Source organism: Shewanella goraebulensis, assembly GCF_030252245.1.
GTDB lineage: Bacteria > Pseudomonadota > Gammaproteobacteria > Enterobacterales > Shewanellaceae > Shewanella > Shewanella goraebulensis.
The window spans coordinates 2247877-2260976 of sequence record NZ_CP126972.1 but is presented as its reverse complement, the minus strand read 5'-3'; the positions used below and the strand labels follow the sequence as shown (position 1 = coordinate 2260976).

12 protein-coding genes are annotated in these 13100 nt (G+C 40.0%); 10 read left to right on the top strand and 2 right to left on the bottom strand.

Going from position 1 to position 13100, the window contains the following annotated elements:
* Positions 1-37: 37 nt before the first annotated feature.
* On the bottom strand, positions 38-1963 hold the full coding sequence (locus QPX86_RS09460; protein ID WP_285165021.1) for an ATP-dependent DNA helicase: 1926 nt from the start codon (positions 1961-1963) through the stop codon (positions 38-40).
* A gap of 546 nt (positions 1964-2509) precedes the next feature.
* Between QPX86_RS09460 and hisG the strand changes: the two genes are divergently transcribed.
* The 8 genes from hisG (at position 2510) to hisIE (ending at position 9935) form a co-directional block, all read left to right on the top strand.
* A complete protein-coding gene (gene hisG / locus QPX86_RS09455; RefSeq protein WP_220755404.1) occupies positions 2510-3409 on the top strand; it encodes an ATP phosphoribosyltransferase in 900 nt (299 codons plus the stop codon).
* 79 nt (positions 3410-3488) lie between these two features.
* Positions 3489-4775, top strand: a complete 1287-nt coding sequence (gene hisD, locus QPX86_RS09450) for a histidinol dehydrogenase (RefSeq protein WP_220755413.1) — start codon at positions 3489-3491, stop codon at positions 4773-4775.
* A gap of 92 nt (positions 4776-4867) precedes the next feature.
* Positions 4868-5956, top strand: coding sequence for a histidinol-phosphate transaminase (gene hisC, locus QPX86_RS09445; RefSeq protein ID WP_285165020.1), 1089 nt, complete (start codon positions 4868-4870; stop codon positions 5954-5956).
* 81 nt (positions 5957-6037) lie between these two features.
* A complete protein-coding gene (gene hisB, locus QPX86_RS09440; RefSeq protein ID WP_220755402.1) occupies positions 6038-7105 on the top strand; it encodes a bifunctional histidinol-phosphatase/imidazoleglycerol-phosphate dehydratase HisB in 1068 nt (355 codons plus the stop codon).
* 11 nt (positions 7106-7116) lie between these two features.
* Positions 7117-7761, top strand: a complete 645-nt coding sequence (gene hisH / locus QPX86_RS09435) for an imidazole glycerol phosphate synthase subunit HisH (protein ID WP_285165019.1) — start codon at positions 7117-7119, stop codon at positions 7759-7761.
* Positions 7758-8495, top strand: a complete 738-nt coding sequence (hisA, locus tag QPX86_RS09430; protein ID WP_285165018.1) for a 1-(5-phosphoribosyl)-5-[(5-phosphoribosylamino)methylideneamino]imidazole-4-carboxamide isomerase — start codon at positions 7758-7760, stop codon at positions 8493-8495. Before hisH ends, hisA begins: the two co-directional genes overlap by 4 nt.
* Entirely contained in the window at positions 8477-9250 is a 774-nt protein-coding gene (hisF, locus tag QPX86_RS09425; protein ID WP_285165017.1) for an imidazole glycerol phosphate synthase subunit HisF, read from the top strand. The genes hisA and hisF overlap by 19 nt, the downstream gene beginning before the upstream one ends.
* A 52-nt stretch (positions 9251-9302) precedes the next feature.
* Positions 9303-9935: a bifunctional phosphoribosyl-AMP cyclohydrolase/phosphoribosyl-ATP diphosphatase HisIE gene (hisIE, locus tag QPX86_RS09420; RefSeq protein ID WP_285165016.1), complete on the top strand. Its 633-nt coding sequence runs from the start codon at positions 9303-9305 to the stop codon at positions 9933-9935.
* 171 nt (positions 9936-10106) lie between these two features.
* Here the strand turns inward: hisIE and QPX86_RS09415 are convergent, their stop codons facing one another.
* Positions 10107-10553, bottom strand: a complete 447-nt coding sequence (locus QPX86_RS09415; RefSeq protein WP_220755397.1) for a DUF4826 family protein — start codon at positions 10551-10553, stop codon at positions 10107-10109.
* 262 nt (positions 10554-10815) lie between these two features.
* Between QPX86_RS09415 and QPX86_RS09410 the strand changes: the two genes are divergently transcribed.
* Positions 10816-11847, top strand: a complete 1032-nt coding sequence (locus tag QPX86_RS09410; RefSeq protein ID WP_285165015.1) for a Glu/Leu/Phe/Val dehydrogenase dimerization domain-containing protein — start codon at positions 10816-10818, stop codon at positions 11845-11847.
* 293 nt (positions 11848-12140) lie between these two features.
* Positions 12141-13043, top strand: coding sequence for a UDP-2,3-diacylglucosamine diphosphatase (locus QPX86_RS09405; RefSeq protein WP_285165014.1), 903 nt, complete (start codon positions 12141-12143; stop codon positions 13041-13043).
* Positions 13044-13100 lie beyond the last annotated feature (57 nt).

Here is a 13100-nt window from a genome sequence, read left to right as displayed (position 1 = left end):
CTAGAGTAAATCTTTAAATAATGGTCAATATAATAACTTATGGGATACTTTTTAAAAAGCTTAACGCGGCATCTAAATCACGAGTACGGCTCATTGGCGGCAATGAGTTAATAAATGCCTCACCATAGGGTCGATTAACAATGCGGTTATCGCACAATATTAATACTCCGCGATCCTTTTCATCTCTAATAAGCCGGCCGACACCTTGTTTTAAACTAATGACAGCTTGTGGCAAGGAAATAGTATTAAATGGGTCTTTATTACTTCTCTCTGCGTTAGCTGCTCTGGCTCGATATAGGGTGTCATCTGGTGACACAAATGGGAGCTTATCGATTATTACGCAGCTCAATAGCCGCCCTCTTACATCAATCCCTTCCCAAAAGCTGCTTGTTCCTAAGAGTACCCCGTTACCAAGCTGCCGGAATTTATTTAACAAGCTTTGCTTACTCGCTTGTCCTTGTACTAACAAAGGATAATTAACCTTTCGTTGTAGCGCTATAGCTACCTGCTGCAACATATGGTGGCTAGTGAACAGAATAAAGGTACGACCTTGAGCGGCGTTTATCGCTTGAGTGCACACATCGACTAATTGATTTACATTCGCGGCCGACTGCCCAGACTTTGCCAAATGTCTTGGCACACAAAATAAGGCTTGATTGGGATAATCAAACGGACTGTCGAGGATAATTTGTTTAACTTTGCCAAGCCCTAGTTCATCTGCAAAATGTTTTAGCTGACGATTAACTTGCAAAGTAGCCGAAGTGAAAATCCATTGAGTTTGTTTATCAAATAATTGCTGACATTGTTTAGCAATATTAATAGGCGCAATTCGTAACATGGTAAAGCGTCCACTTGGCTCGACACTATAAGCAGCGTTTTGATCGTTACATTCAAAATAGCTTTGTAAATTACCAATCACAGCTGATAACTGTGTCACCACATCATCTAGCAACTCACTTCGACCAACATGTTCTGTAGTCACCGTTAATATCAAGGTAAGTTCTTTTAATAAATCCCATGAGTGCGTCGCCAGTGATTTGTTGGATATTACCTGACGCCAATCTGTTACTTCAGCTTCCAGTAACTCATTTTGCCAATGGGATAGTTTCACTAAAATGCGTTGGCTAAGTTGTTCTAATTGAATACTGTCACGCAGTTCAGTGCGGTAAATTTCGATAACTTGATTAAGTAAACGGTCAATATCTCGAGTCGAAATTTGCTGCCCAAAATAGTTAATACACACATCAGGGACTAAATGGGCTTCATCAAAAACGACAACATCAGCTTCTGGTAATAGCTCAGCAAAGCCTGTGTCTTTAAGTAACCTGTCAGCAAAAAATAAATGATGATTCACTACTACCACTTTGGCATCTTGCGCCTTAATTTTTGCTTTACGGCTAAAACATGCGTCGTAATAACTACATCTTTTACCCGTACAGCTCTCTTTAGTACTGGTGACAGTCGCGATAGTGGCAGAATTTTCAGCAACAGAGGTTAAATTACCGGTATCACCGTCTTTGGTCATACTCGCCCATTGATTTATTTTGATCAGTTCATCAACTACTTGAGGCGACATTTGGCTGATTTGCTGTAGGTTTTTTTCAAGCCTTAGCTGACATAAATAATTACTACGGCCTTTTAATAATGCAATTTTGGGCGCAACAGAAAACATCTTCAGTAGCAGAGGTAAGTCTTTAAAAAATAATTGCTCTTGTAAGTTTTTACTACCAGTACTAATGATGACTTGTTTACCGCTTAACAATGCAGGAATCAAATAAGCATAAGTTTTACCTACGCCAGTACCCGCTTCTAAAATCAAATTATGTTTATCAGCAATTGCACTACTCACAGCCATTGCCATATCAAACTGACTTTGTCTCGGGCGATATTGATGAACACTTTTAGCTAAAGCGCCCACAGAAGAAAAAGCCAATTCAACTTCTTTTTGTAACCTACTGCTCACAATTAACTCTTATAAATTGACTCATTTGCATCACTATTTGGGAGAAACCGATGTACTTAATCATAATGATCGTATTATCTAATTAATTAGTGCGCTTAACAATGAAAGAAAATTTCCAATACTTTATTTCACTAATGAGATTAGCTTGTATTGATAGCTAATTTAATGACTACTTTTAACGAACTTGTATACACAAGCAGTGTAAAAATAACTCTATAAATCATACTGATATAAGTTATGTTTTTTATTTTAAAAAAAATCACAATTAGTCTTTATTCTGTATTGCAAACAAATTTAAAAGGGGTTAGATTGTCTGTAATGAAATTACACAAGCTAATTTAAAAGAGAATTTATTATGTTCATCCGAATCAATACAAACCATCATCATCACCATTTGCGGTAGCCTTCGGATGCTCACTGCCGGAGGACTATTTCCTTCAGGCGGTTGTAAAAATATACACAAACCCCTGAAAGAAATTTCAGGGGTTTTTTAGTTTTTAGGCTTTAAATTATTGTTTTTATATTAAATTTATTAGGGGTTACATTATGAGTGAAAATAACAGACTGCGTATAGCGATACAAAAATCAGGTAGACTTTCAAAAGAGTCACAAAAACTACTCAAAAGTTGTGGCGTAAAATTCAACGTTAATGAGCAAAGATTAATTGTTCACGCTGATAATATGCCAATCGATTTACTTCGTGTTCGTGATGATGATATTCCAGGTTTAGTGATGGATGGAGTCGTCGACTTAGGGATTATTGGTGAGAATGTTCTAGAAGAAGAACAAATAGAACGTCAAACGTTAGGCAAGCCAGCTGACTGTGTAAAACTTCGCGAATTAGACTTTGGCGCATGTCGGCTATCACTTGCTGTTCCTAACGAATTTAGCTATGAAAATGCTAGCTCACTTGAAGGTTTACGTATTGCAACTTCTTATCCAAACCTGCTTCGTCGTTACATGCAAGAGAAAGGCATTAACTACAGTGACTGTATGTTAAAAGGCTCGGTTGAAGTAGCTCCTCGTGCAGGTCTATCTGATGGTATATGCGATTTAGTGTCTACCGGTGCAACCCTTGAAGCTAACGGCTTGTATGAAACTGACATTATCTATCAATCTATGGCTTGTATTATTCAATCAGCTGAAGAGCAAGAGCCAGGCAAACAAGCATTAATTGACAAAATTTTATCTCGTATGAATGGCGTTGTCCGGGCTCGTGAAAGCAAGTACATCCTTTTACACGCCCCTCGAGAAACATTAGACCAAATTGTTGCTTTACTTCCTGGTGCAGAAAACCCAACAGTATTACCACTTAATGATGATACCAATCGCGTCGCTATCCACGCCGTGAGCACTGAAGATTTATTCTGGGACACTATGGAAGAATTAACCGCATTAGGTGCAAGTTCTATTCTTGTTATGCCAATAGAGAAAATGGCAGGTTAATTTAACTCGCACTGTAACGTTTCAAATAGTCAGAGCCAAAATAGTAGTAGCGGAGCCACGAATGCAAACTAAACAATCAATGCAAATCCTGAATTGGGCACAGTTAAGCACTGAATCTCAGCAGCAAGCATTATCACGCTCGCCCTTGATTGGTGATAACAGTGTTGAGCAGTCCGTTCGTGACATCATTAATACTGTTGTAGCAGATGGTGATAGCGCACTTAAGCAATATAGCCAACGTTTCGACGGTGTGGAGATTTCATCAATCGCGTTAGCATCAGATGAAATTGAGCAAGCTTGTAAAAGAGTATCATCTGAAGTTAAGCAAGCTGTCGCAAATGCAGTTAGCAATATTGATACTTTTCACCAAGCACAGAAATTCAATCCTATAGATGTAGAAACTCAGCCTGGTATACGCTGCGAATTACGCTCTGAAGCGATTGAAAAAGTGGGTTTGTATATTCCTGGTGGCAGCGCTCCGCTGATTTCAACAGTGATGATGTTAGCTTTACCTGCAAAAATTGCAGGTTGTGAGCAGCGCGTATTAGTCAGTCCTCCGCCAATCAATGACGCTATTGTTTATGCAGCCAAGGTTTGTGGCATCACCGAGATTTACCAAGTTGGCGGCGCGCAAGCTATTGCAGCCCTCGCCTTTGGCAGCGAATCAGTTCCTGCTGTCGATAAAATTTTTGGCCCTGGCAATCGTTTTGTTACTGAAGCGAAACGATTAGTGTCACAAGATGGTCGTTGTAGCGTTGCGATTGATATGCCAGCTGGTCCTTCTGAAGTACTCGTGATTGCTGATGGGCAAGCAAACCCAGCTTTTATTGCAGCTGATTTATTGTCTCAAGCAGAGCACGGCCCAGACTCACAAGTCATGTTAGTAACAGAATCAATAGCTATTGCAGATGCTGTAAATTGTGAGCTTGAAAAACAGCTGGCGCAATTGTCGCGACAAGATATTGCTGCGCAAGCGTTAAGTTGTAGTCGCTCGATTATCGTTAAAAACATGGCAGAAGCAGCGGTTGTTTCTAACTTATACGGACCAGAGCATTTAATTATTCAAACTGAAAATCCAAGAGCGATACTTGCCAATATTCGCGCTGCTGGCAGTGTATTTTTAGGCGCTTACACACCTGAATCAGTGGGTGATTACGCCAGCGGAACCAACCATGTATTACCAACATATGGTTATAGCCGCAGCGTATCGAGTCTTTCATTAGCAGATTTTTGCCGCAGGTTCACTGTGCAAGAGCTAACACCGCAAGGTCTGCAGAGCTTGGGGGAAACAGTAATGGTATTAGCTGAAAACGAATTATTAGATGCTCATAAAAATGCCGTTGCGATTCGTTTGAGTACTTTATAGTTCAAGATTTTTGACAGATAAGTCGTAACGCTAACTAACAAAATTGATGATTGAAAACACATAGCAGAAAGCAAATAACAGAAGAATTGATAATGGCCAATGTAAACACAAAAAGTACTGACTCAATAGCACCTAATAGCATTTTAAGCCTAGCTGAACAGTTAGCGAGACCTGAGTTATTGGCATTAACGCCCTATGAAAGTGCTAGACGTATTGGCGGTCGCGGCGATGTGTGGATCAATGCTAATGAATCACCATTCAATAATAGTGATTTAGACAAACTAAACCGTTACCCAGAGTGTCAACCTGAAAGTTTGATTAATGCTTATAGTGATTATTCAGGTGTGGCAGCTCAATCCATCGTATCGACTCGCGGCGCTGATGAAGGTATTGAATTATTGATACGCGCTTTTTGTACTCCGAGTAAAGACAGCATTGCTTGTTTTGGCCCAACTTACGGCATGTACGCCATTAGCGCACAAACGTTTAATATTGATGTAATAAACCTATCACTTAACGATGAGTATCAATTACCAACTGGTTTTGCTAAGCAAACTGCTGATGCCAAAATCGTGTTCATTTGTAACCCCAATAATCCCACCGGCACCATCATCAATAAACAATCGATTGAACAAGCCATTAACGCGATGCCAAATAAGATTGTCGTGGTAGATGAAGCTTATATTGAGTTTTCAGCAGACTACACAGTTGCAGATTTAGTAGAAATTTATCCCAATTTAGTCGTACTTAGAACCTTATCTAAAGCTTTTGCTTTAGCAGGTGCACGTTGTGGGTTTTTAATGGCAAATACCGACATCATTAATTTAATCATGCGAGTTATAGCCCCTTACCCTGTCCCGCTACCGGTATCTCAAGTGGCAGAAAAGGCGCTATCTTCCAAGGGTATTGCTCTAATGGAGCAGCAAGTAAAACGACTTGCAGAACAAGGCAAACGCCTAAGCCAAGCATTAACTGCATATGGCGCTAAAGTATTACCCGCTAATGGGAACTTTGTTTTAGCAGAATTTGAAAATACAGCAGAAGTTAGCCATGCACTTCAACAAGCTGGCATTGTGGCAAGAGCCTATAAAGATGCCCGTTTACAAAACCGCATTCGATTCAGCTTTAGTGAGCCGTCTGATACTGACCGACTCATTGCCATTTTTAGTCAAAAAAATTAATTAAGTTATCAGCTTTGAAGCAGAGCTAGTAAGTCAGCGCCCGGTAACGAAACAGAATAATGAAATATTAAAGGAAGTCCCATGAAGCAGAAAATTTTATTTATCGATAGAGACGGCACCTTAGTAGAAGAACCTGCCATCGATAAACAATTAGATCGTCTAGATAAACTAGTATTTGAGCCACAAGTCATTCCTTCTTTATTGAAGTTACAAAATGCAGGCTATCGACTGGTGATGGTATCTAATCAAGATGGGTTAGGCACTGACTCGTTTCCGCAGGCAGACTTCGATGCACCTCATAATATGATGATGCAGATTTTCGAAAGCCAAGGGGTTAAGTTTGATGACGTGGTGATTTGTCCGCATTTTGATCATGAAAATTGTAGCTGCCGTAAACCAAAGCTTGGCCTAGTCAAAGATTACTTAACTCAAGGTAAAGTTGATTTCACCACCTCAGCGGTTATTGGCGATCGTCACACTGATGTAGACCTTGCCAATGCAATGGGCATTGTCAGTTTCCAATATGCACGTGAAAGCCTCGATTGGTTAGCGATTACCGATGCCTTGCTTAATAAAGGTCGCAGTAGTGAAGTGGTTCGCACCACCAAAGAAACAGACATCAAAGTAAATATCGATTTAGACGACACCAGCAAAGGTAAAATTGATACTGGCATTGGTTTTTTCGATCACATGCTAGATCAAATTCAAACTCACGGTAATTTTAAAATGGATGTATCTGTTGATGGCGATCTAGAAATTGACGACCACCACAGTGTTGAAGATACTGCTCTCGCCATTGGTGATGCCCTACGTCAAGCCCTTGGAGATAAACGAGGCATCGCTCGTTTTGGCTTTAGTCTGCCCATGGATGAAGCTAATGGTGAATGTTTAATGGATATCTCAGGTCGACCTTTGATTAAATTTAATGCTCAATTTGATCGTGAAATGGTGGGTGAAATGGCCACTGAAATGGTACCGCACTTTTTCCGCTCATTTGCTGACGGACTTCGCTGCACATTACACATCAGTGCTGATGGCGATAATGATCACCACAAAGTTGAAGCTCTATTTAAAGTGCTAGGCCGAACGCTTCGTCAAGCAGTGAAAGTCGAAGGCGATATTTTGCCATCAAGTAAAGGCGTTCTTTAAAGGTTGTAGCAATGACAAATACCACAACAAAAACTAGCCAAAATACCACAGTGATACTGGATACGGGCTGCGCTAACTTAAGCTCTGTAAGATTCTCATTTGAGCGTTTACAAGCAGATGTCATTGTATCGGCGGATCATGACGTTATTAAGTCAGCTGCCAGAGTAGTATTACCTGGTGTGGGTACTGCAGGTGCAGCGATGGATGCATTAGTTAGCCGAGACTTAGTTACCATCATCAAAAGCCTGACTCAACCAGTCTTGGGCGTGTGTTTAGGTATGCAGTTGATGACTGATGAATCTAACGAACATGGTGGTCGTAGCGACAATGACATCGAATGCTTAGGGCTAATCCCAACTCAAATAAACGATTTAAACAGTCAAGGTTTACCTTTACCGCACATGGGTTGGAATCAAATTACGGTATCTGACCACCCTCTTTTTGCTGATATTGAAGATGGTAGCTATGTGTATTTCGTCCATAGCTTTAAAGCACCAATCAGCGAATACACTATTGCCACATCGCAATACGGCGAACAATTTAGCGCCGCAATTGGTAAAGACAACTTTTTCGGCGTGCAATTCCACCCAGAAAAAAGCGCTGCTATTGGCTCAAAAATATTACAGAATTTCCTAAATATGGGGAACCAAGCATGATTATTCCAGCAATTGATTTAATCGATGGTCAAGTTGTCCGACTTTATCAGGGCGATTACCAACAAAAAACGACCTTTGATTTAAGTCCACTATCTCAACTTCAATCCTATGAGGCACAAGGTGCAAATTTACTGCACATTGTTGATTTAACCGGAGCTAAAGATCCTGAAAAACGTCAAATCAAACTGATTTCAGAGTTAGTCGCAGGCTTAAAAACAGATATTCAAGTAGGCGGCGGTATTCGTAGCGAACAACAAGTAAAAGAGTTACTCGACATCGGAGTTAAGCGCGTTGTTATCGGTTCATTAGCGGTAAAAGAGCCTGAGTTAGTTAAAAACTGGTTTGTAAAATATGGCAGTGACGCCATTTGCTTAGCGTTAGACGTAAACATTAATGAGCAAGGCGAAAAAATTGTTGCGGTATCGGGCTGGCAAACTGGTGGTGGCAAGTCACTTGAATCTCTCGTAAGTGAATTTAGTACTGTAGGTCTTAAGCACGCTCTAGTGACCGACATCAGCCGTGATGGCACCTTACAAGGCGCTAACACTAATTTGTATCAAGAGCTTGCTACAACTTATCCAGATATTAATTGGCAAGCCTCTGGTGGTATTGCCACTCTTGATGATGTCGTTGCAGTAAGAGACAGCAAAGCTGACGGCATCATCATAGGTAAAGCGCTTTTAATCGAGAACTTCACTGTTGAGGAGGCTATTACATGTTGGCCAAACGCTTAGTTCCTTGCCTTGATGTTCGTGATGGACAAGTGGTTAAAGGGGTTCAATTTAGAAACCATGAAGTCATCGGTGACATTGAGCCATTAGCAGCAAGATACGCACTCGAAGGCGCTGATGAACTGGTTTTTTACGATATTACCGCAAGCGCCCATGACAGAGTCATTGATAAGTCTTGGGTTAGCCGTGTTGCAGCACAAATCGATATTCCTTTTTGTGTTGCTGGCGGCATTAAAACCGTTGAACAAGCTAGACAAATGTTGGCTTTTGGCGCAGACAAAATTTCGATTAACTCACCAGCATTAACCGATCCAAGTTTAATATCACGTTTACAAGATGAATTTGGTCGCCAATGTATCGTCATTGGAATTGACTCATTTTACGACGCTAAGTCTGACAGTTATAAAGTAAAGCAATTTACTGGTGATGAAGCTGCCACCAAAGATACTCAATGGTTTACACAGGATTGGGTAGAAGAGGTGCAAAAACGTGGTTGTGGTGAAATCGTACTTAATGTCATGAACCAAGATGGTGTACGTGGCGGTTATGATATAAAACAACTCAGTATTGTCAGAGCGATATGTGATGTACCGTTAATCGCTTCAGGCGGTGCAGGTACAATGACTCATTTTAAAGATGTTTTTGAACAAGCTAAAGTAGATGCAGCACTAGCCGCGAGTGTGTTCCATAAAGGCATTATCGATATCAATGAGCTAAAGCAATATTTAGCCAATGAAAACATTGCAATACGCCTTTAATAGATAGTTTGCATAATCGATAACTGATATGAACAAGAAAAGAAGAGTAAAAATGATGACCCAATCTTCAACAGTAAATTTTGATATATCTACACTTGCTTGGGACAAGCAAGACAATATGATCCCAGCCGTTGTTCAAAATCACCTTACTGGTAAAGTATTAATGCTAGGTTATATGGATAAAACCGCATTAGAATATACCTTAGAAACTGGCAAGGTGACCTTTTTCAGTCGTTCAAAACAGCGCTTATGGACTAAAGGGGAAACCTCTGGCAACACATTAGATTTAGTGGCAATTGATAAAGACTGTGACAATGACAGTTTACTGATTCAAGTTATACCTAACGGTCCAACATGCCATACGGGTACTGAAAGTTGCTGGCCTGACGGTAACGCCCACCCTTTTATCGATAACTTAACCAACTTAATTATTTCTCGTAAAAGACAGAGTGCTGATTCAAGCTATACCGCCTCTTTATTTGAGCGTGGCACTAAAAGAATTGCGCAAAAAGTCGGTGAGGAAGGTTTAGAAACTGCACTAGCAGCAGCGACTCATGATAAAGAAGAGTTAATCAATGAAGCCTCTGATTTAATGTATCACTTAATTGTATTGTTAGAAGATCAACAACTATCAATGGCTGAAGTGAATAACAACTTAATGCAGCGCCACTTAGAAAGTAAATAGGCAGATGATTTATAGCGTAAACATTAATGAAAACTAAGGCTTATAGCTGACGTTAAAAGCGAGTATTAATAATTAATGCATTAAACTAAAAAGGCACCTTTAAGGTGCCTTTTTTAATATCGCTATTCGTTTGATAAGTATAAAACTTAACTCAAACTTATCAGGTAAGATTTAAGCTTGTTCTTCCCACAATTTCTCATCATTTTGAAGTTTATATAAACTCTCAGCGCGAGAAACTAATAAGTTAGCAAATTTCAGCTGGGTTTCATCGCGTGTAACGCCTGACTTATGTAGGTTCTCTGCTTTAAGTTGCCACATCATTGAGAAATGACGGATAGCTTCACGGGCAGTTCCAGCGACTTTTACATCTACATAATCTGAAGGTAAGTCACCAGACATCACCCAGAAAGTTTGCTTAGTTGGTTGCTTAGACTCCATTTTCCAAATAGCGAGGTAAGGCACTAAATAACGGCTTTCATCAGCGAGTACTTTGGATGGGATGACCCCTTTCTCTGCAAGGAAGCGGTTGGCTTTTTGAAATTGCGCTTGAACCCACTGCTGTCTTAATACTTCAGGATCTTGCTGTTCTGTTTTCGGCTCGGCCACTGACTCGGTCATTGTTTCTTCCTATTTTATTGTTATATTTGCCATCATAAAAATAACATCAACACCTCAAAAAAGGTGACAAATGTAACGAAACGCATAAAAAGTTTACGTTTACGTAAAGTGGCAAGCTAAATTGCCACGTAGATCACAAAATTATATGAATCTATCTTTGTTGAGAGTATCGCTAAATGCTATCGTTCTGCAATAAATAATAACAAGCAGTCGTTATCCCATACACTCTAACGACTATTTTATCGCACAGCGGAGAACACAAGTGGCTTTATTTAATCATGTATCGTTTGATAACCACGAACAAGTCGTCTTTTGTCACGATCAAGAAAGTGGCTTAAAAGCAATTATTGCAATTCATAACACCAACCTAGGCCCTGCCGTAGGTGGTTGTCGTATGTGGAACTACGATTCAGATGATGAAGCAGTAAACGATGTACTGCGTCTTTCTCGTGGCATGACATACAAAAATGCTCTTGCAGGTTTAACGATGGGCGGTGGCAAATCAGTCATTATTGCCGATCCGAAAATGACAGATAGAGAAGCATTATTCCGTGCATTTGGCCGTTGCATTCATACTCTCGGCGGCAAATACTTCTCTGCAGAAGACGTAGGCGTATCAACTGCTGATATTATGATTGCTCATGAAGAAACCCCATATATGGCTGGCCTTGAAGGTAAGAGTGGTGATCCATCTCCTTTCACTGCATTAGGCACGTATTTAGGTATCAAAGCCGCAGTTAAGCATCAGCGCGGTGTTGACAGCCTTAAAGGCCTCAAGATTTCAGTACAAGGTGTTGGTCACGTTGGTTACTACTTGTGTAAGCATTTACATGAAGAAGGCGCTGAACTTATCGTTACAGATATCCATCAAGCATCACTTGATAAAGTTGCCACTGAATTTGGAGCAACTATCGTGGCACCACAAGACATCTATAACCAAGATGTAGATGTGTACGCGCCATGTGCATTAGGTGCAACAATCAATGACACTACTATTCCTCAGTTAAAAGCAACCATCGTTGCTGGATGTGCAAATAATCAACTTGCAGAAGTGCGTCACGGTGAAACACTTAAAGAAAAAGGTATTTTATACGCACCAGATTACGTGATTAATGCTGGTGGTATCATCAATGTTTCGTTTGAAAGTGATTATGATGCTGCTAAATCGACAGCTAAAGTTGAAGAGATTTATAACACGCTAACTAAAATCTTTGATGAAGCGGAAAAAGACAACCGTACTACAGGTGATGTTGCTGATGATATGGCACGCGCCATCATTAATGCTGCTAAGTAAATCATTTCACTGCTACTGATTAAGTTGCGGTGTAAAGATATTAAGAGGAGTAACTGATTCAGTTACTCCTTTTTTATTTCAGCAACATCAATAATTACGGCGTATAAAGCAATTAAATCATTAATTACTTATCACTTTCTAGTTTGGTATTTTCTTTAAAAAGATCCGCAAAGCTAATCTTGATAGAACCAACAATTTATTAACCTTGTCACCAATTTGACATGATTACGTCATCTATTATTCAAAAACATCCCCTAAGCTAGCTTTGAAATCCATTGTTAAGCGAAGCGTAAATGTCTCAAAGTCATGTTGATAGCAAAGCAAGCTTTAATCCATTTTCACAAACGACCTCCTCAGATGGAATCGACCTTCCCCCTATTAACATCAAACAAAATTTTAACGCCCTTTGGCTTTCTGATGTCCACCTTGGGAGCCTAGATTGTAAAGCTGAGTTTTTATTAAACCTATTATCGCAAACACAGGCTAACCAGATTTACTTAGTTGGCGACATTATTGATATCTGGGCATTAAAAAAGCGTGTTTATTGGCCTGAAAACCATAATTTGGTACTGCAAAAGTTATTGCAACTCGCAAAAGATGGCACTCAAATTAAGTACATACCTGGAAACCATGATGAAGCCTTTAAGTCATATACCGACTTTCATTTTTGGGGAATTACCATGGCTAATCAATATGTCCACCAATGCATTAGTGGTGAAAAAGTCTTGATGCTTCATGGCGATCAATTTGATTCTGAGGTCTGTATCAGTCGCACTTACGCCAAGCTCGGCGATCATTTATACGATGTCTTACTATTCCTAAACCGTAAGCTGCATCAGATAAGACATGCTTGTGGTTTTTCATATTGGTCATTAGCCAGTTACGTGAAATTGCGGGTAAACAAAGCTCAGCATGCCATAGATATGTACCGTGATGCTGTCCTTCGATATGCCAAAACACAAGATGTTCAAGTAGTTGTCTGTGGACATATTCATCAGCCAGAACTTTCCCTTCACGATGACATCATTTATGCCAACGATGGCGACTGGGTTGAGAACTGTACCTTGATAGCTGAAACACTCACCGGAGAATTACAGCTATTACGATGGAGTGACGAATCATCAACCACAAAAGTACTCAAACAATTTCAGCTAAATGTACAACAAACACCGGAATATAAACAAAAAGTGGCATAGCGAAGGACGTGTTTAGAACGCTACGCACATCAACTTGATAAGAGCAAAAAGGTCATT